This is a genomic window from Stenotrophomonas sp. LMG 10879 (genome assembly GCF_002750935.1).
GTDB lineage: Bacteria > Pseudomonadota > Gammaproteobacteria > Xanthomonadales > Xanthomonadaceae > Stenotrophomonas > Stenotrophomonas lactitubi_B.
On record NZ_PEJT01000002.1, the window covers coordinates 144196 to 164508 of the forward strand.

The 20313-nt window shown below is 66.3% G+C and carries 14 protein-coding genes; 11 read left to right on the forward strand and 3 right to left on the reverse strand.

The window, feature by feature from the left end; all coding sequences use genetic code 11:
- Positions 1–15 precede the first annotated feature (15 nt).
- On the forward strand, positions 16–615 hold the full coding sequence (gene pdxH, locus CR919_RS03485; protein ID WP_099818890.1) for a pyridoxamine 5'-phosphate oxidase: 600 nt from the start codon (positions 16–18) through the stop codon (positions 613–615).
- Between the two features lie 187 nt (positions 616–802).
- Positions 803–1264 (forward strand): DoxX family protein, encoded by a 462-nt coding sequence (locus CR919_RS03490; RefSeq protein WP_099818891.1) that lies wholly within the window; start codon positions 803–805, stop codon positions 1262–1264.
- 158 nt (positions 1265–1422) lie between these two features.
- On the opposite strand, the gene prpR is transcribed toward CR919_RS03490, so the two are convergent.
- Entirely contained in the window at positions 1423–3006 is a 1584-nt protein-coding gene (gene prpR, locus CR919_RS03495; RefSeq protein ID WP_099818892.1) for a propionate catabolism operon regulatory protein PrpR, read from the reverse strand.
- A 156-nt stretch (positions 3007–3162) separates the two neighbouring features.
- On the opposite strand from prpR, the gene prpB reads away from it, so the two are divergent.
- From prpB to pbpC, 9 genes are all read left to right on the forward strand, one after another.
- Positions 3163–4056 carry a methylisocitrate lyase gene (gene prpB, locus CR919_RS03500; RefSeq protein ID WP_099819106.1) on the forward strand — a complete coding sequence of 298 codons (894 nt, stop codon included), beginning with the start codon at positions 3163–3165 and terminating at the stop codon, positions 4054–4056.
- Between the two features lie 35 nt (positions 4057–4091).
- Complete coding sequence (gene prpC, locus CR919_RS03505; RefSeq protein WP_089236472.1) at positions 4092–5249, forward strand: 2-methylcitrate synthase; 1158 nt, start codon at positions 4092–4094, stop codon at positions 5247–5249.
- 109 nt (positions 5250–5358) lie between these two features.
- Positions 5359–7977: a Fe/S-dependent 2-methylisocitrate dehydratase AcnD gene (gene acnD, locus CR919_RS03510; protein WP_099818893.1), complete on the forward strand. Its 2619-nt coding sequence runs from the start codon at positions 5359–5361 to the stop codon at positions 7975–7977.
- Between the two features lie 100 nt (positions 7978–8077).
- Positions 8078–8320 carry a type II toxin-antitoxin system ParD family antitoxin gene (locus CR919_RS03515; protein WP_099818894.1) on the forward strand — a complete coding sequence of 81 codons (243 nt, stop codon included), beginning with the start codon at positions 8078–8080 and terminating at the stop codon, positions 8318–8320.
- The gene (locus tag CR919_RS03520) at positions 8317–8679 is read left to right on the forward strand and encodes a type II toxin-antitoxin system RelE/ParE family toxin (protein WP_099818895.1); all 363 of its coding nucleotides are present in this window, start codon (positions 8317–8319) and stop codon (positions 8677–8679) included. The genes CR919_RS03515 and CR919_RS03520 overlap by 4 nt, the downstream gene beginning before the upstream one ends.
- Before the next feature lie 3 nt (positions 8680–8682).
- Positions 8683–9861, forward strand: coding sequence for a 2-methylaconitate cis-trans isomerase PrpF (prpF, locus tag CR919_RS03525; RefSeq protein WP_099818896.1), 1179 nt, complete (start codon positions 8683–8685; stop codon positions 9859–9861).
- A gap of 148 nt (positions 9862–10009) precedes the next feature.
- Entirely contained in the window at positions 10010–11470 is a 1461-nt protein-coding gene (locus CR919_RS03530; RefSeq protein WP_099818897.1) for a bifunctional 2-methylcitrate dehydratase/aconitate hydratase, read from the forward strand.
- Between the two features lie 142 nt (positions 11471–11612).
- Positions 11613–16499 (forward strand): alpha-2-macroglobulin, encoded by a 4887-nt coding sequence (locus CR919_RS03535; protein WP_243379911.1) that lies wholly within the window; start codon positions 11613–11615, stop codon positions 16497–16499.
- Positions 16500–16548: 49 nt separating this feature from the next.
- The gene (gene pbpC, locus CR919_RS03540; RefSeq protein WP_099818899.1) at positions 16549–18933 is read left to right on the forward strand and encodes a penicillin-binding protein 1C; all 2385 of its coding nucleotides are present in this window, start codon (positions 16549–16551) and stop codon (positions 18931–18933) included.
- Positions 18934–19069: 136 nt separating this feature from the next.
- Here the strand turns inward: pbpC and CR919_RS03545 are convergent, their stop codons facing one another.
- Positions 19070–19651 carry a ferritin-like domain-containing protein gene (locus tag CR919_RS03545; protein ID WP_099818900.1) on the reverse strand — a complete coding sequence of 194 codons (582 nt, stop codon included), beginning with the start codon at positions 19649–19651 and terminating at the stop codon, positions 19070–19072.
- 30 nt (positions 19652–19681) lie between these two features.
- Positions 19682–20164 (reverse strand): peroxiredoxin, encoded by a 483-nt coding sequence (locus tag CR919_RS03550; protein ID WP_099818901.1) that lies wholly within the window; start codon positions 20162–20164, stop codon positions 19682–19684.
- Positions 20165–20313: the final 149 nt, after the last annotated feature.

The window sequence follows — 20313 nt, forward strand, 5'->3', positions numbered from 1 at the left end:
GAGAAGAATGCTGTCATGAGCGACCTGTACGCCGAAGCCCTGTCGACCTTTGCCGCCCTGTTCGAAGAAGCGAAACAGAGCCGCGAGGTGGAGCCCAATGCGATGACCGTAGCCACTGCCGATACGCAGGGCCGGCCGTCGGCGCGCACCGTGTTGTTGAAGGCGTTCGACGAGCGCGGCTTCGTGTTCTACACCCACCTGGACAGCCACAAGGGCAGCGAACTGCAGGCCAATCCGCAGGCAGCGCTGCTGTTCCTGTGGCGCAGCCTGCGCGAGGCCGGCATCCAGGTGCGCATCGAGGGGCGCGTGGAGCAGGTTGCCGACGCCGAGGCAGATGCCTATTTCGCCAGCCGTCCGCGCATGAGCCAGATCGGCGCATGGGCGTCGCTGCAGTCGAAGACGTTGAATTCGCGCGAGGAGTTCGACGCGCGCGTGGCCGAGGTCGAGGCACGCTTCGACGGCAAGGACGTGCCGCGTCCGGACGGCTGGAGTGGTCTGCGCGTGGTGCCTGACCGCATCGAGTTCTGGTACGGCGCGCAGTTCCGCCTGCACGAGCGCTGGTGCTATGAAGCCGGCGCCGAAGGGCGCTGGAGCAAGCGCCTGCTGTACCCGTAAGTCGGGGTGGTGCTCGGGCTGCTGTAGAGCCGAGCCCACGCTCGGCTGCTCCTTCGAGAGCATCAGCCGAGCATGGGCTCGGCTCTACAGAAATCTGCGTTTGTCGCTAATGGACTGGTCCGCTTCATGCGCGAGCAGGTCGGCGCCGGGCACACTCGCTGCAATACCCTCGACCTGCGAAGTTGCCATGCCGTCCTGGCGTTGCCTGCTTGCCGTGCCTCCACCGCGCCGTGGCGTGGAAGCATTCCTGTTGCTGCTCGCGCGCGTCGTGGCAGGTGTGATGTTCTGCGTATCTGGCTGGAACAAGGTGTTCACCGACGCTGGACGCGAGCGCATGGTGCATACGCTGGTCGATGCGGGTATCCCGTTCCCGGTGTTCAGTGCACCGGTGCTCGGCGCGATCGAGTGGATTGCGGGCGGCCTGCTGGTGCTGGGCCTGCTGAGTCGGCCTTCGGCCCTGCTGCTGGCGGCTATCTGCGCGGTGGCGGCGTTGACCGATGGCATCGCGCGCATTCCGGCCGGGCTGGGCGTGCTGGATTGGTTGAGCTGGTTCTTCTATCTCAGCGAAGTGCCGTTCGGCGTATTGCTGCTATGGATTGCCGCAGTAGGCAGTGGCCGGTTTGCCATCGAAGCGCGCTGGGCACGGTGAGTGCTCCTCGTTCGCGCCCAGCCGGCGCGTCGCCTGTAGCATTTGGTGTGTCCCGGTAGATCCACACCATGCGTGGATGAGGTGCTTGACGGAAGAGCGGTGCGAACCAGGGTTCGCACCCGCCAGGCATCGGTTGGTACCCACCAAGCAATAGGTGGTTACAACCCCTCCGCACGCAGCCACCGCCACAGCGTGGTGCGAGACACCCCCAGCGCCTGCGCCATGCCCTCGCGGTCATTGCGGTGTTCCTGCAGCAGTGCTTCCAGCTGCGCACGCGGCGGTCGCTTGCCGTTGCTTTCCACCGGTAGTGCCGCGACGCCTTCGTTCACCAGCTCCGGCGCCAGCTGCAGCAGTCGCGCGGCATCGATCAGCCCTTCACCCGGCTGCCAGTGGATGCGCAGCCGATCGACCAGATTGCGCAGCTCACGCACATTGCCCGGCCAGTCGGCAGCGCTGAGGAGGGCCAGCGCTTCTGCATCCAGCGGTGCATCGATGCCGCGCAGCTGGCGGAAGAAGTGCGTGGTCAGCAGCGGGATATCGCCGCGACGCGCACGCAGAGTCGGCAGCGCGATGCGCAGCGCGGCCAGCCGGTAGTACAGGTCGCGACGGAAGCTGCCGGCCGCCGCGCGCTGCTCCAGCGATTGCAGGGTGGCGGCGACCACACGCAGGTCGACCGGCGTGGGCTCGGTCGCTCCCACGCGCAGCACCTCGCGTTCTTCCAGCACACGCAGCAGGCGGGTCTGTAGCGGCAGCGGCAGTTCACCGATCTCATCCAGGAACAAGGTGCCGCCATCGGCGGCCTCGACCAGGCCGACGCGACCACCACGCCGCGCACCGGTGAAGGCGCCATCGCTGTAGCCGAACAGCTCGGCCTCCAGTAGCGATTCGCTGATCGCGCCACAGTTCAGTGCGACGAATCGACCCCGCCGGCCGCTGGCCGCATGCAGCTGCCGCGCTACCAGCTCCTTGCCGGTGCCGGTCTCGCCGGTGACCAGTACGGTGCTGTCGTGCGGGGCGTACAGCGCGATCTGGGCGCGCACGTCGGCCATCGCGTTGCTGTCGCCGAGCAGCACATGCGCATCGGCGCGGGGGGCGGCCCTTCGCCGAGCGGCCGGGCGCGCGTCCGCCGAGCGTGCCAGGGTCTGGGTCAGTTCCAGCGCGTGCTCGAAGGCCTGCCGCACCGAATCGGCCGAGTACAGCAGTACGCCGGGCAGGCCCGCCTGTTCGGCATGATCGATGGCCATGCCGGTGCCGACGATCACCTCGATGCCGTTCGCACGCAGGTCGGCGATGCAGTCGCGCGCGTCTTCGCGGGTGACGAAACGGCGATGCTCGATGTCCAGGCCGAAGCTCTGCTGGAAGCTGCTGAACACCGGCACATCGCTGGCGTGGGTCACCAGCCCGATCCGTGGGGCGATGCGGCGCGCCCGCGCCAGCGCTTCCATCAGATCGAAACCGTTGGCCTGGATCGGCACCAGCGGCAGGTCCAGGCGGCCGCGCAGCCAGGCCGCGTTGGAGCCGCCTGCGATCACGACATCGCAGTGCTCGCGGCGCAGGCGTTGGCCGATCACTTCCACTGCTTCCTCGAAGCCGAGGTTGATCTGCTCGATGCGGGCGCGGCGGTCGAATTCGGGAATGACATCGCCCAGCAGGCCGGTCAGGCGCGAGACGCTGACGGTCCAGATCACCGGGCGGCCGGGGTCGGCATCGGCATGGCGCAGGGGCGAGCGGGGCAGGTACATGGCGCGGGGATCGGGTGTGGCGATGTTTCATGATACATCTGTTTCAATGTTTCATATGTTTCACTGAGGTTGGGCGGTCATCCCCGTGAAATCAATCGCTTGCAGGTTGGCACGGTGCTTGCGCTTACCTCCCCGTCCTTCAACCTGGATCGCCGCATGACCGCTTCCACCCCCTTCTCCGCTGGTGCCCGCTTCCGCGAGGCGCTGGCTGCCGAATCGCCGCTGCAGGTGATCGGCGCAATCAACGCCAACCATGCGCTGCTGGCCAAGCGCGCGGGTTTCCGCGCCATCTACCTGTCCGGCGGTGGCGTTGCGGCCGGCTCGCTGGGCCTGCCGGACCTGGGCATCAACACCCTGGAAGACGTGCTGGTCGACGTGCGCCGCGTCACCGATGTCTGCGACCTGCCGCTGATGGTCGACATCGACACCGGCTTCGGCCCGAGCGCGTTCAATATCGCGCGCACCGTGAAGTCGCTGATCAAGGCTGGCGCGGCCGCCTGCCATATCGAAGACCAGGTCGGCGCCAAGCGCTGCGGTCATCGCCCGGGCAAGGAGATCGTCTCGCAGGGTGAAATGGTCGACCGCGTGAAGGCGGCTGCCGATGCCAAGACCGATCCGGACTTCTTCCTGATCGCACGCACCGACGCCATCCAGGTGGACGGGGTGGACAAAGCCATCGAGCGCGCCATCGCCTGCGTCGAAGCCGGTGCCGACGGCATCTTCGCCGAGGCTGCCTACGACCTGGAGACCTACCGCCGCTTCGTCGATGCGGTGAAGGTGCCGGTGCTGGCCAACATCACTGAATTCGGCGCGACCCCGCTGTTCAGCCGCGACGAACTGGCCTCGGCCGGCGTGGCCATCCAGCTGTTCCCGCTGTCGGCGTTCCGCGCCGCCAACAAGGCGGCCGAGAACGTCTACCAGACGGTCCGCCGCGAAGGCCACCAGCGCAACCTGATCGACAGCATGCAGACCCGCGAGGAGCTGTATGACCGTATCGGCTACCACGCCTTCGAGCAGCAGCTCGATGCGCTGTTCGCCGCCAAGAAATAAGCAGTACCCTGCACCATCAAGTTTCGGAGGGAAACATGAACGATACGACCGCAACCCCGACCTTCAAGCCGAAGAAGTCCGTCGCCCTGTCCGGCACCGCTGCCGGCAACACCGCGCTGTGCAGCGTCGGCCGCAGTGGCAACGATCTGCATTACCGCGGCTACGACATCCTGGACCTGGCCAATACCAGCGAGTTCGAGGAAATCGCCTACCTGCTGGTGCACGGCAAGCTGCCGACCCGCGCCGAGCTGGTTTCGTACAAGGCCAAGCTGAAGTCGCTGCGAGGCATTCCGGCTGCGGTGAAGGCTGCGCTGGAAGAGCTGCCGCCGTCGGCGCACCCGATGGACGTGATGCGCACCGGCGTGTCCGTACTCGGCTGCGTGTCACCGGAGAAGGACGACCACAACCATCCGGGCGCACGTGACATCGCCGACAAGCTGATGGCCTGCCTGGGCTCGATGCTGCTGTACTGGTACCACTGGAGCCACAACGGTCGCGCGATCGACGTGGAAACCGACGATGACTCCATCGGTGGCCACTTCCTGCACCTGCTGCACGGCGAGAAGCCGCAGGATTCGTGGGTGAAGGCGATGCACACTTCGCTGATCCTGTACGCCGAACACGAGTTCAACGCCTCGACCTTCGCCTGCCGCGTCATCGCCGGCACCGGCAGCGACATGTACAGCGCGATCTGCGGTGGCATCGGTGCGCTGCGCGGCCCCAAGCACGGCGGCGCCAACGAAGTGGCCTTCGAAGTACAGAAGCGCTATGACAATCCGGACGAAGCCGAAGAAGACATCAAGGCCCGCGTGGAGCGCAAGGAAGTGGTGATCGGTTTCGGCCACCCGGTCTACACCGTGTCCGATCCGCGCAACAAGGTGATCAAGGACGTCGCCCGCGAACTGTCCGAAGAACAGTCGAGCCTGAAGATGTACGACATCGCCGAGCGCCTGGAAACGGTGATGTGGGACATCAAGAAGATGTTCCCGAACCTGGACTGGTTCAGTGCTGTCAGCTACCACATGATGGGCGTGCCGACCGCGATGTTCACTCCGTTGTTCGTGATCGCCCGCACCGCCGGCTGGAGCGCGCACATCGTCGAGCAGCGCATCGACGGCAAGATCATCCGCCCGAGCGCCAACTACATCGGTCCGGAAGATCGCGAGTTCGTGGCCATCGACAAGCGCTCCTGATCATCGCCACTGTTCCACTGCTGCATGCATCCGGCCGGCCCCGTGCCGGCCGGATGTTTTCGCCGCCGCATCGCCGGCACCCGGCCCGCCTCAAGCATTCCGCCAGCCCATGAATATCGACTATCGCAAGAATCTCCCCGGCGCCTCGCTGGACTACTTCGACGCGCGCGCCGCGGTCGATGCCATCCAGCCCGGTGCCTATGCCACGCTGCCGTACGTTTCGCGCGTGCTGGCCGAAAACCTGGTGCGTCGCTGCGACCCGGCCACGCTGACCGACTCGTTGAAACAGCTGATCGAGCGCCGTCGCGACCTGGACTTCCCGTGGTTCCCTGCGCGCGTGGTGTGCCATGACATCCTCGGCCAGACCGCGCTGGTCGACCTCGCTGGCCTGCGTGATGCGATCGCCGACAAGGGCGGTGACCCGGCAAAGGTCAATCCGGTGGTGCCGGTGCAGCTGATCGTCGATCACTCGCTGGCGGTCGAGTGCGGTGGTTTCGATCCGCAGGCGTTCGAGAAGAACCGCGCCATCGAGGATCGTCGCAATGAAGACCGCTTCCACTTCATCGACTGGACCAAGCTGGCCTTCGAGAACGTGGACGTGATTCCGCCGGGCAACGGCATCATGCATCAGATCAACCTGGAGAAGATGTCGCCGGTGATCTACGTGCAGGACGGCGTGGCCTTCCCCGATACCTGCGTGGGCACCGACAGCCACACCCCGCACGTGGATGCGCTGGGCGTGATCGCCATCGGTGTCGGCGGGCTGGAAGCGGAGAACGTGATGCTGGGCCGCGCGTCGTGGATGCGCCTGCCGGACATCATCGGCGTCGAGCTGACCGGTAAACCGCAGCCGGACATCACCGCCACCGACGTAGTGCTGGCCCTGACCGAGTTCCTGCGCAAGGAACGCGTGGTCGGCGCCTGGCTTGAATTCTTCGGTGAGGGTGCCGCCGCACTGACCATCGGTGATCGCGCCACCATCTCCAACATGTGCCCCGAATACGGCGCCACCGCCGCGATGTTCTACATCGACGGGCAGACACTTGATTACCTGCGCCTGACCGGTCGCGAGGAAACGCAGGTCGCACTGGTCGAAAACTACGCGCGCAGCACCGGCCTGTGGGCCGATGACCTGGTCACCGCACAGTACGAGCGCGTGCTGCGCTTCGATCTGTCGACGGTGGTGCGCAACATGGCCGGCCCGAGCAATCCGCATCGCCGCCTGCCGGTATCGGAACTGGTCGAGCGTGGCATCGCCGATGCCGCAAAGTTGGAGGCCGGCAAGGCCGAACAGGCACAGGGCCTGATGCCCGACGGCGCGGTGATCATCGCCGCCATCACCAGCTGCACCAATACCTCCAACCCGCGCAACGTGATCGCTGCGGCGCTGCTGGCACGCAAGGCCAACGAGCGCGGCCTGCTGCGCAAGCCGTGGGTGAAGTCGTCGCTGGCGCCTGGCTCGAAGGCCGTGCAGCTGTACCTTGAGGAATCCGGGCTGCTGCCGGACCTGGAGAAGCTGGGCTTCGGCATCGTCGCCTTCGCCTGCACCACCTGCAATGGCATGAGCGGCGCGCTGGATCCGAAGATCCAGCAGGAAATCATCGATCGCGACCTGTACGCCACCGCGGTGCTGTCGGGCAACCGCAACTTCGACGGCCGCATCCATCCGTATGCAAAGCAGGCCTTCCTTGCCTCGCCGCCGCTGGTGATCGCCTACGCCATCGCCGGCACCATCCGTTTCGACATCGAAAAGGATGTGCTGGGCGTGGACGCCGACGGCAACGAGGTGCGCCTGAAGGACATCTGGCCGAGCGACGCCGAGATCGACGCGGTGGTGAAGGCTGCAGTGAAGCCGGAGCAGTTCCGCAGCGTCTACAACCCGATGTTCAACGTGCGCGTGGAGCATGCTGCAAAGGTCAGCCCGCTGTACGACTGGCGCGCGCAGAGCACCTACATCCGCCGCCCGCCGTACTGGGAGGGCGCATTGGCCGGTGAGCGCACGCTGGCGGGCATGCGTGCGCTGGCAGTGCTGCCGGACAACATCACCACCGACCACCTGTCGCCGTCCAACGCGATCCTGGCGTCGAGTGCTGCCGGTGAGTACCTGGCGAAGATGGGCCTGCCGGAAGAGGACTTCAATTCCTACGCCACCCACCGCGGCGACCACCTGACTGCGCAACGTGCCACCTTCGCCAACCCGAAGCTGTTCAACGAGATGGTGCGCAACGAAGACGGCAGCGTGAAGCAGGGCTCGCTGGCGCGCGTGGAGCCGGAAGGCAAGGTCATGCGCATGTGGGAGGCGATCGAGACCTACATGGAGCGCAAGCAGCCGCTGATCATCATCGCCGGTGCCGATTACGGCCAGGGCAGTTCGCGTGACTGGGCCGCCAAGGGCGTGCGTCTGGCTGGTGTGGAGGCGATCGTTGCCGAAGGCTTCGAACGCATCCACCGTACCAACCTGATCGGCATGGGCGTGCTGCCGCTGGAGTTCAAGCCGGGCACCACCCGCCTGACCCTGGGCATCGACGGCACCGAGACCTTCGATGTGATCGGCGAGCGGACGCCGCGCGCAGAGTTGCGCGTGGTCATCCACCGCCGCGACGGCCAGGACGTGATCGTGCCGGTGACCTGCCGCCTGGACAGCGACGAGGAAGTGGCGATCTACGAAGCCGGTGGCGTGCTGCAGCGCTTCGCCCAGGACTTCCTGGAAGGCGCCAAGGTGGCGTGATGCCGGACTGAATGCCTGCTCCCGGAGATTGGGGGCGGGCTTGTCCGACATGAGGACAGGGCGCACACTGACTTGGCAAATATTGCCAATGGAGAGTCTCATGGCCACCATGAATATTTCGCTGACCGATCCGCTCAAGCAGTTCGTGGACGAAGAAGTGCGCGAAGGTGGCTATTCAAGCACCTCCGACTACGTGCGCGACCTGATTCGCCAGCGCCAGAGAAGCAAGGCCGAAGAGCTGCTCAGGCAGTTGATTGCCGAGGGTCTGGCATCAGGTCCTGCGGCGCCTCTGCCGCCGGATCACTTCGACAAGCTGCGTAAGCGTGCACGGAACCGCAAGTGAAGCCCTTGCACTGGTCCCCTGCGGCAGTTCGAGATCTTGACCAGGCAGCCAGCTGGTATGGAGATCAAGGCGGAGAGGCGTTGGAAATCGGCTTCATCGATGCGGTGGAATCCGTAGTGAAGCTTATCGAAGCACACCCCGGTGCCGGTTCCGCACTGCATGCGGATCTGTTGCCCTCGCTGTCAGCGCCGTTGCGCTTTCATCCGGTTCGTCGCTTCGACGGCTACCTGGTCTATTACGTGGAGCTGCCTGCGCACATTTCCATCGTGCGTATCTGGAATGCTGCGCGAGGCATGGGAGCATTTTTCGAAGACGATGAGCTCACCCCCGATATCGATTCATCGTATTCAGGATATTGATCCATGGCCTTCCTCCCACAACTCCGTATTCCCGCCACCTACATGCGTGGTGGCACCAGCAAGGGCGTGTTCTTCCGCCTGCAGGACCTGCCCGACGCCGCGCAGGTGCCGGGCGGCGCGCGCGATGCGCTGCTGATGCGCGTGATCGGTTCACCCGACCCGTATGGCAAGCAGACCGACGGCATGGGCGGCGCGACGTCCAGCACCAGCAAGTGCGTGATCATTTCCGCCGCTTCGGTGCCGGATCACGACGTGGATTACCTGTATGGCCAGGTGTCGATCGACACCGCCTTTGTCGACTGGAGCGGCAACTGCGGCAATCTCAGTACTGCCGTCGGTCCGTTTGCGATCGCCAACGGCCTGATCGATCCGGCGCGGGTGCCGCGCGATGGCTTGTGCACCGTGCGCATCTGGCAGGCCAACATCGGCAAGACCATCATCGCCCATGTGCCGATGTGCGATGGGCAAGTGCAGGAGATCGGCGATTTCGAGCTGGATGGCGTGACTTTCCCGGCCGCCGAGATCCAGCTGGAATTCATCGACCCGTCCGACGATGGCGATGCGGGCGCGATGTTCCCCACCGGCAACCTGGTCGATACGCTGGACGTGCCGGGCGTCGGCAGTTTCGAGGTGACGATGATCACCGCCGGCATCCCGACCATTTTCCTCAACGCTGCCGACCTCGGTTACACCGGCACCGAGTTGCAGCCGGCGATCAACGAAGACAAGGCGGCGCTGGAGCGCTTCGAGAAGATCCGTGCCCATGGCGCCTTGCGCATGGGCCTGATCCAGGCGCTGGAAGATGCGGCCACCCGCCAGCACACGCCGAAGGTGGCTTTCGTTGCCCCCGCGCAGGACTACGTGTCGTCCAGCGGCAAGGCGATTCCGGCGTCGGCCATTGACCTGCACGCACGCGCGCTGTCGATGGGCAAGTTGCACCACGCGATGATGGGCACCGCTGCAGTGGCGATCGGTACCGCCGCGGCCATCCCCGGCACGCTGGTCAATCGTGCGGCCGGTGGCGGCGAACACGAGGCCGTTACCTTCGGGCACCCTTCAGGCACCTTGCGCGTGGGTGCGCAGGCGGCACTCGTTGACGGCCAGTGGACGGTGTCCAAGGCCATCATGAGCCGCAGTGCCCGCGTGCTGATGGAAGGCAAGGTGCGGGTGCCAGCCGAGTGATGGGCTGGTCGGCGGTGGCATCACATGCTTCGGTAGATGCCAACCTTGGTTGGCATGGAGAAGGCAGCGCCGGGTGAACGTCCGCGCCAACCAAGGTTGGCGACTACCGGGTCTGGCGTGGCCTGGCAAACCTACGAGGAGATCGACGATGTCCGAGAATCACACCCCGTCCAACACGCGTGCAGCCTGGGATGCGCTGCTGGTGGACATCGTCGACTACGTGCGTGACACCCGCATCGATTCGCCGCTGGCGTTCCAGACCGCGCATCACTGCCTGCTCGACACGCTGGGCTGCGGGCTGGAGGCGCTGTCCTTCCCCGCCTGCAGCAAGCTGCTGGGTCCGCTGGTGCCGGGCATCAGCGTGGCCAATGGCGCGCGCGTGCCGGGTACCAACTTCGTACTCGACCCGGTGCAGGCGGCCTTCAACATCGGCGCGATGGTGCGCTGGCTGGATTTCAACGACACCTGGCTGGCCGCCGAATGGGGCCACCCCTCGGACAACCTCGGTGGCATCCTCGCCGTGGCCGACTGGCTTGGCCGCAATGCGGCCGCGTTGCGGCGTCCACCGCCGACCGTGCACGACGTGCTGCTGGCGATGATCAAGGCGCACGAGATCCAGGGCGTGTTGGCGCTGGAGAACTCCTTCAACCGCGTTGGCCTGGACCACGTGCTGCTGGTCAAGGTAGCTACCACTGCTGTTGTTGCGCAGATGCTCGGGCTGGACCGCGAGCGCATGCTCAATGCGGTGTCGCTGGCCTGGGTGGATGGGCAGGCGCTGCGCACCTACCGGCATGCACCCAACACCGGCTCGCGCAAAAGCTGGGCGGCCGGCGATGCGACCAGCCGTGGCGTGCGCCTGGCGCTGATGGCCGCCGCCGGCGAGATGGGCTACCCCAGCGTGCTCAGTGCGCCGACCTGGGGCTTCGAGGCGGTCTCGATGCATGGGCAGGCGCTGACCCTCGGCCGCCCCTTCGGCAGCTACGTGATGGAGAATGTACTGTTCAAGATCAGTTTCCCGGCCGAGTTCCACGGGCAGACAGCGGTGGAGGCGGCGATCGCGCTGCACCAGCAGCTGCGCGCGATGGGGCGACGAGTCGAGGACATCGAGCACATCGCGATCCGTACCCAGCAAGCCTGCATCCGCATCATCGACAAGCAGGGGCCGCTGCACAACCCGGCCGACCGCGATCATTGCGTGCAGTACATGGTGGCCATCGCGCTGCTGCATGGGCGACTGGTGGCCGAGGACTACGAGGACGACATGGCGGCCGATCCGCGCATCGATGCGCTGCGGGCGAAGATGGCCTGCCATGAAGACCCGCAGCTCAGCGCCGACTACCTGGACCCGGACAAGCGCAGCATCGCCAACGGCCTGAGTGTGCGTTTCAGTGATGGCAGCGGGCTGCCGGAGGTGCTGGTGGAGTACCCGCTGGGCCACGCGCGCCGGCGCGCAGAGGGTATTCCGCTGCTGATGGACAAGTTCCACCGGCATCTGGCGCACCGCTTCCCGACTGCCCAGCAGCAACGGATCCTGGCTGCCTCGCTGGACCCGGTGGCGCTGGCGGCGATGCCGGTGACCGACTATGTGGACCTGTACCTGCCGGGGTAGGGCGCGCTTTGGTGGGTGCCAACCAAGGTTGGCGTCTACCGGGTTTCCGGTACCGGGTGCCCGGCGTCAACGCCTTGACGCGGCGGCCCTATAATGGGCGCCTCGATCAAGGAGTGACGACATGAGCGGTCCGGCACGGCGGATGCGGTGGGGGTGGGCGGCGGCGCTCTTGGCAGGCAGCCTGTTGGCAGGCCTGGCCGGTTGCCGCAACGACAGCGGGCAGCTGCCGAAGGCCAGCGGCGAGGCCATCGCCACCAAGGCCGAGCAGGTGAAGGAGTTCACCTTGCTGCGTGCCTACCCGGACCAGAAAAGTGAAGGCCTGTCGCTGGCGCTGGAGTTCTCGCGCCCGCTGGTCGGCACCCAGGACTTCGACAAGCTGGTGCGCTTCGAAGAGAAGGTCGGCAACGATGACAGCAGCTGGACCCTGTCCGATGACGGCCTGACCCTGCGCTATCCCTTTGTCGAAGCCGGCAAGGAATTCAGCCTGGTGGTCTCGCCGGACCTGCTGGCCGCCGATGGCAGCCGCCTGGGCAAGGAACTGAAGCAGAAGGTGTTCAGCGGCGAGTTGAAGCCGGTGGCCGGTTTTGCCTCGCAGGGCAGCGTGCTGCCGGCCAAGGACAGCCGTGGCCTGCCGGTGGTGTCGGTGAACGTGCCGGAAGTCGATGTCGAGTTCCTGCGCGTGCGCGAGAAGGACCTGCCGACCTTCTTCAGCCAGTACCAGCGCGGCGGTCGCCGTGGCAGCTGGGAACTGAGCAGCGACTACGAGCGCAGCCCGATCAACAAGCTGGCCGAGCCGGTCTACGTCAACCGCTTCATTCTGGGGGGCAAGCAGAACGAGCGGGTGCTGACCTACCTGCCGACCCAGGACATCAAGGAACTGCAGGAGCCGGGGCTGTATTTCGCCCTGCTCAAGCGCACCGGTGACTACGAGGGTGAGTTCGATACTGCCTTCTTCTCGGTCAGCGACATCGGCCTGCATACCCGCGCCTACAAGGACAAGCTGTTCGTACACACCGCCGCGCTGAAGGACGGTGCATCGCTGAAGGGCATCGACCTGCGCGTGCTCGATGCCAAGGGCGAGGTGGTGCTGAAGGGCAGCACCGACAGCAACGGCAATGCGCTGCTGAACTACACCCTGGATGCCACCCACGTGCTGGTGGCCAGCAGCGGCAAGGACACCAGCTTCCTGCCCTTCAACCAGCCGGCGCTGGACCTGAGCGAGTTCGCCGTGGCCGGCCGTGACAACGCCTGGTTCGATGTCTACGCCTGGTCGGGCCGCGATCTGTACCGCCCGGGTGAGACGGTGCGCCTGTCGGCGCTGCTGCGTGACAACGACGGCAAGCCGGTGAAGAGCCAGCCGGTGTTCCTGCGCCTGAAGCAGCCCGACGGCAAGACCTTCCGCGAAACCCGCGTGCAACCGGGCGAACAGGGCTATATCAACTTCGAGCAGACCATCCCCGCCGAGGCGCCGACCGGGCGCTGGCAGGTCGAGTTCCGCACCGATCCCGCCAGCAAGGAAGCGATCCAGGGCATGACCCTGCGCATCGAGGAGTTCCTGCCCGAGCGCATGAAGCTGGACCTGGACAGCACCCAGAAGACGCTGAAGCCGGGTGAGGACCTGCGCCTGCAGGCCAATGGTGCCTATCTGTACGGTGCCCCGGCCGATGGCAACCGCTTCACCGCGCGCATGGCGGTGGCCGCCGAGCAGAAACCGGTGGAGGGCCTGCCGGGTTACTTCTTCGGCGACCCGACTCTGCAGCTGCCGCGCGAAGCCAAGGATGTGATCGACACCACGCTGCCGGCCAATGGCCAGCTGCGCGAAGACGTGTCGTTGCCAGAAGAAGCGGTCAAAGCGAAGGCGCCGATCGCGGTGGTGCTGTCCGGCAGCCTGTATGAAACCGGTGGCCGCACGGTCACCCGCACCCTGAAGCGGGTGGTGTGGCCGGCCGCCGCACTGGTCGGCGTGCGCCCGCTGTTCAATCCGGACGATGGCGCTGATTCCAACGGCAACGCGCGCTTTGAACTGATGCGCGTGGATGCGGACGGCAAGCCGCAGCCGGCCAAGGGTCTGAAGATCACCCTGGTGCGCGAGCTGCGCGACTACCACTGGACCTTCAACGACAACCGCTGGGACTACGATTTCACCCGCCGTTTCGAGAACAAGGAAACCCGTACCGTCGATGCCGGCGGCAGCGCAGTGGCCTTCGACTTCCCGGTGGAGTGGGGCGAGTACCGGGTGGACGTGTTCGATCCGTCCACCGGCCTGACCAGCCGCTATCCGTTCCGCGCCGGCTGGAGCTGGGGCGATGACAACCGTGGCCTCGATGCCCGCCCGGACAAGGTGAAGCTGGGCCTGGACAAGACCGGCTACAAGGCCGGCGATACCCTGGAAGTGACGGTGACCCCGCCGCACGCCGGCAAGGGCGTGCTGATGGTCGAGACCGACCGCATGCTGTACGTGCAGGACATCGACGCCAAGCCCGGTGCCACTTACAAGATCCCGGTCACTGCCGATTGGGAGCGCCACGACGTCTACATCACCGCGCTGGTGTTCCGCGGTGGCAGTGCGCCGAGCAAGATCACTCCCGCCCGTGCCGTAGGCGTGGTGCACGTGCCGATGGATCGCAAGGGCCGCACCGTGGCCGTCGGCCTGGCCGCACCCAAGCAGATGCGTCCGGAGCAGGACCTGCCAGTGACGGTCAGCGCACCGCAGCTGGCCGGCAAGACCGCGCACGTCACTGTTTCGGCGGTGGACGTGGGCATTCTCAACATCACCCGCTTCCCGGTGCCCGATGCCGGCGCACACTTCTTTGCCCAACGTCGCCTTGGCATCGATGCCTATGACATCTACAGCCGGGTGATCGAGAGCTTCGACGGCAGCAGTGGCAAGCTGAAGTTCGGTGGTGACATGGCGCTGCAGGCGTTGCCGCAGGCCAAGCGGCCGACCGCGCGCGTGCAGACCGTGGACCTGTTCTCCGGCCCGGTGCAGCTCGATGCCAAGGGCATTGCCCGCATCCGCCTGAAGGTGCCGGATTTCAATGGCACCCTGCGTGTGTCGGCGCTGGTCTACAGCGATGACCAGTACGGCAAGCGCGATGTGGAAACCGTGGTGCGCGCGCCGATCCTGGCCGAGGCCAGCATGCCGCGCGTGCTCGCCCCGGGTGACCGCAGTACGGTGACCCTGGACGTGCAGAACTTCACCGGCAAGCCGGGTCAGTTCAACGTGCGCGTGGACAGCGAAGGCCCGCTCAGCCTGAGCGAAGGCACCCGCAGCGTGCAGCTCAATGCTGATGCCAAGACCACGTTGAGCTTCCCGTTGTCCGCGCGCGAGGGCCACAGCGTGGCCAAGGTGCGCGTGCGCGTGGATGGCAACGGCTTCAAGGCCGACCGCCGCTACGATCTGCCGGTACGCGCGGCGTGGCCGCAGGTGCTGCGTTCGCAGGTGCGCACGCTCGATCCGCTGGCTGCGGTAAGCCTGGATGGCAGCCTGATGGACGGGCTGATGTCCGAATCGGTCAATGCCCGCCTGCTGGTCAGCCCGCTGCCGCCGATCCCGTTCGCCAGCGCGCTGCAGGGCGCGCTGAACTACCCGTACGGCTGCGCCGAACAGACCACCAGCAAGGGCTACGCCGCGCTGATCCTGGACCAGGCGACTTCGTCCATGCTCGGCGCCGATGGCCTGGACGCGAAGACCCGTCGCGAGCGAATGGAAGGCGCGTTCGGTCGCCTGGCGTCGATGCAGGTGGCCAACGGCAACTTCTCGATGTGGGGTGACGACGGCTACGTGAACCCGTGGCTGACGCCGTACATCGCCGAGTTCCTGCTCGATGCCAAGGAAGGTGGTTTCGCGGTACCGGACAACGTGCTGCAGAAGGCGCTGAACCGCCTGAGCGAAGACCTGCTGTCCGGTGGCAACCAGTTCTACGGCCAGGAAAAGCGCGAGAGCCTGAAGTTCGCCAACCAGGCGTACTCGGGCTACGTGCTGGCCCGCGTCAACCGCGCGCCGCTGGGCACCCTGCGCACGCTGTACGACAACGAACGCAGCAAGGCCGTGGGTGGCCTGTCGCTGGTGCATCTGGGCGTGGCACTGTCGCTGCAGGGCGATGCCAAGCGTGGCCAGGCTGCTCTTGCGGCTGGCTTCGCCAAGTCCAGCAGCGAACGACCGTCGTACTTCGGCGACTACGGCAGTGCCGTACGTGACGATGCGCTGATGATCGCGCTGACCCACGAAAACAAGCTGGCCAAGCCGGCATGGGATGCACGCGCAGTCGATCTGGGCCGCGGCCTGGATGCGCGCCGCAACAGTGGCTGGATGTGGCTGAGCACGCAGGAGCAGGTGGCCATCGCCCGCCTCGGCAAGGCCTTGGCTGCCAACCAGAAGGCACTGGTGGCCGGTGAGCTGGTGATCGGTGGCAGCACCGAGGCCATCGGCGAGCGCAAGCTGTTTGGTCGCAACTTCGATGCAGGGCAGCTGGCTGCGGGCGTGCGCTTCACGCCGCAGGGGCAGCCGCCGATGTTCGCCAGCATCGACGTGGCCGGCATCCCGCGCAGCGCACCGGCACCGGACAACAGCGTGATCGGCGTCGAGCGGAGTTACTTCGGCACCGATGGCAAGCCGTGGTCGCCGCGTCCGCTGAAGGAGGGTGAAGCGCTGATCGTGCGCGTCACCATCACCGCCGACAGCGAGATGCCCGATGCGCTGCTGACCGACCTGCTGCCGGCAGGCCTGGAGATCGAGAACCTCAACCTGGGCGATGCCAAGCAGTGGGCCGACGTGGTGGTGGATGGCATCACCATCAGCGACCGCAGCGAAGCGGCCGATACCAAGCACGAAGAGTTCCGCGATGACCGCTACGTGGCGGCGCTGAAGCTCTCGCGTGGCAGCAAGGCCAATGTGTTCTATCTGGTGCGTGCGGTCACTCCGGGTACCTACACGGTGCCGCCGTCGCTGGTGGAGGACATGTACCGGCCGCAGCTGCGTGGCGTCGGCCGCAGCAACCCGACCACGTTGACGGTGGTACAGCCGTGATCGTGCGGACGGGCCGCGACGGCGCGGCCCGTCCCACAGGATGCCGTGGATGAAGGTGGGATCGCTGAAAACGCGGCTGCCGCGACTGCGGCAGCGGCTGCAACCGCTGTGGCCGTGGCTGCGCTGGGGCACGGCTGCATTGCTGGCGCTGTTGCTGGTGCTGGATGTCGTCTTCCCGCCACCGTTGCCGAAGCAGCGCGACACCAGCACGCTGGTGGTTGCCGCTGACGGCAGCCCGTTGCGTGCGTTCGCCGACGCCGAAGGCGTGTGGCGCTATCCGGCGTCGGTCGACAGCGTTTCGCCGCTGTACCTGCAGGCGCTGCTGACCTACGAGGATCGCTGGTTCTGGCAGCACCCGGGCATCAATCCGCTGGCGATCCTGCGTGCCAGCGGCCAGTTGCTGCGCGGTGGACGCATCGTCTCCGGTGGTTCGACCCTGACCATGCAGGTGGCGCGCATCCTCGATCCGCATACGCGCACGCCGTGGGGCAAGCTGAAGCAGATGCTGCGTGCGGTGCAGCTGGAAGTGCACCTGTCCAAGCGCGAGATCCTCGCGTTGTATCTGGAGCGCGCACCCTACGGTGGCACCATCGAGGGCGTGGAAGCGGCCAGCTGGGCCTATCTGGGCAAACCCGCCGCGCAGCTGTCGCATGCCGAAGCCGCACTGCTGGCGGTGCTGCCACAGGCGCCCAGCCGGCTGCGCCCGGACCGCCATCCCGAAGCGGCACAGAAGGCACGCGACAAGGTGCTGGCACGGATGGCCGAGCTCGGCGCGTGGACACCGGACGAAGTGGAAGACGCACGCATCGAGAACGTGGTTGCACGCTCGCTGCGTCCGCCGCTGCATGCCGCACTGCTGGCTCAGCGCCTGCACTCCGCGCATCCCGGGCAGGCGCGGATCCAGAGCAGCATCGACATCGGCCTGCAGCGCACCCTTGAAGAGCGCGTGGCCAGCTATTTCTCCACGCTGCCCGAGCGCACCTCGGCGGCGCTGCTGGTGGTCGACAACCAGACCCTGCAGGCGCGTGCTTACGTCGGCACGCTGTCTTTCGGTGATCGGCAACGGCTGGGCCACGTGGACATGGTGCAGGCCTGGCGTTCCCCGGGCTCCACGCTGAAGCCGTTCCTGTACGCGATGGCACTGGATGATGGCCTGATCCATTCCGAGAGCCTGCTGGTGGATGCACCGCAGAGTTTCGGCAATTACCGGCCAGGCAACTTCGACATGGCCTTCAACGGGCCGATCAGCGCTGCCAGTGCCTTGCGTCTGTCGCTGAACGTGCCGTCGGTCGACCTGCTGCAGCGGGTGGGTGCTGCGCGCTTTGCCGCGCGGCTGTCGCATGCCGGTATCCAACTGCGTTTCCCGCCGGGCAGCTCGCCGAATCTGTCGCTGATACTTGGCGGCACCGGCGCGCGCCTGGAAGACCTGGTCGGTGCGTTTGCCGCACTCAATCGCAACGGTATTGCCGGCCGCGTGCGCTATACCGATGACGAACCGATGATCGAGCGCCGGCTGGCGTCGCCCGGTGCCAGCTGGATCGTGCGCGAGATGCTGGAATCGAACCCGCGCCCGGGTTACGGCGTTGGCACGTTCGATGTTGGCGGGCGCCCGCGCGTGGCCTGGAAGACCGGCACCAGCTATGGCTACCGCGATGCGTGGGCGATCGGCAGCACCCGCCATTACACCGTGGGCGTGTGGGTGGGGCGGCCCGATGGCACGCCGTTGCCGGGCCAGTACGGTGCGGTCACCGCATTGCCGCTGATGTTCGAAGTGGTCGACAGCCTGCCGCGCCAGCGCGGTGATGCAGCGGCCGCGCCGATGCCGGCCAGCGTGACCCAGGCGGACATCTGCTGGCCTACTGGCGAGTTGGCCGACGCGTTGCCCACCGCGCTCTGCCAGCGACGGCTGTCGGCCTACCTGCTGGACGGTGCGGCGCCGCCGACGTTCCCGGAGCGCGACGCGCGGCGTTGGCAGCCCGGTCGGCAGCGTTACCTGGCCGACGCGCGCACCGGCCTGCGGGTATCCGCTGACTGCAGCGCACCGCATGACGAAGTCGCGCGTGAGATCGCGCGGTGGCCGGCGCTGTTGTCACCCTGGCTACCCAAGGCCACACGCGACGCCTCACAGCTTCCCGCGCTGTCAGCGGACTGCCGCGACGATGGTCGTGAGGCCAGCGTGGCCCTGCATATCGATGGCCTCAACGAGGGCGCGACGCTGGCGCGTGCGCCGAATGCCGAGCACGGTGTACGCCTGCAGCTGCGCGCATTGGGCAGCGAGCAGGCCGTGGATTGGCTGCTGGATGGCCGCTGGATCGCGCAGACGCGCGGTGCGCAGCTGATGCAGCGCGAGTTTGCTGATCCGGGTGCGCATACGTTGACCGCGCTGGCCGCCGACGGCGCCTGGACGCAGGTACGGTTCAACGTCCTCAGGTAGCTGCCGACCTTGATTGGCGCTTCCGGTAGGCCGGCCCCGCTGTCGTAGAGCCGAGCCCATGCTCGGCTGCTTCCGCGACGCACGTGCGGCGATCAGCCGAGCATGGGCTCGGCTCTACAGGGGGGGATGGCGGCGGCTATTCCCCGATCCACCCCTCCAGCAGGTCGGCGAATTCGTCGGCGTGTTCTTCTTCCTGCGCCAGGATCTCTTCCAGAATGCGCTTGGTGGTGGTATCGCTGTCGCCGATGAAGTTGATCATCTCGCGGTAGCTGTCGATGGCGATGCGCTCGGCCACCAGGTTCTCGCGGACCATGTCGCGCAGGTCGCTGCCTTCCTTGTATTCGGCGTGCGAGCGTGCGGTCAGCGTGTCCGGATTGAGGTCCGGCTCGCCGCCGAGCTGGACGATGCGTTCGGCCAGTTTGCCGGCATGTGCCTGCTCCTGCTGCGCGTGCTCCAGGAACTCGGCCTTCACCGCATCGGCCAGCATGCCCTTGGCCATGAAATAGTGGCGGTAGTAGCGCAGCACGCACACATATTCGGTGGCCAGAGCATCGTTCAGCAGCTTGATCACCACCTTGCGGTCGGCGCTGTAGCTGTCGGTGATCGCACCATCCTTGATGTTCTTCCGCGCCCGCTCGCGCAGCGTCTGGCGATCGCTGATGCCATCGATCCTGGCGGACGGAGAGGCGTTGCTGGATTTGGCTGGCTTGTTGGACATGGCTGGCCGGTTTCCTTTGTAGTCAGGGGTTCAAGTGGGAAGGTGCTCCAGCACATGCTCGGCCGAAGACACCTCGAACTGTCCGGGTTCCTCGATCCAGGCTGCGCGTACCGTGCCGTCCACCACGTACAGGGCAAAGCGGCGCGAACGGATGCCCATGCCGGACGAGCTTGCATCCAGCTCCAGGCCAAGCGCACGGGTCAGTTCGGCGTTGCCGTCGGACAACATCAGCAGGCCTTCGGGCACGTGCTGGTCGGTGGCCCAGGCCTTCATCACGAACGGATCGTTGACCGCCATGCAGTACACGTCAATGCCGCGCTTGCGGAAGGCGTCGAACGTTTCCACGTAGCCCGGCAGGTGGCGGGCCGAACAGGTGGGGGTGAATGCGCCGGGCACGGCGAACAGCACCACCTTGCGCCCGTCGAACAGGGCGTGGGTATCGAGGGTCTCGATGCCTTCGCGGATGCGCTTGAGGGTGACTTCCGGAATGCGGTCGCCGACATGGATGGTCATGGGAACTCCTTGCTGGGTGAGGGTAGGGGCCAGGAGGGGACGGACGCGTCAAGACATTGGAAAACCCATGTATACACCCCATTTCCGTCGTCTGCGGGGGCTCTCAGCCACAGCATGGGGCAGGGCGATGGCAGGCGCATTGCGCTGGA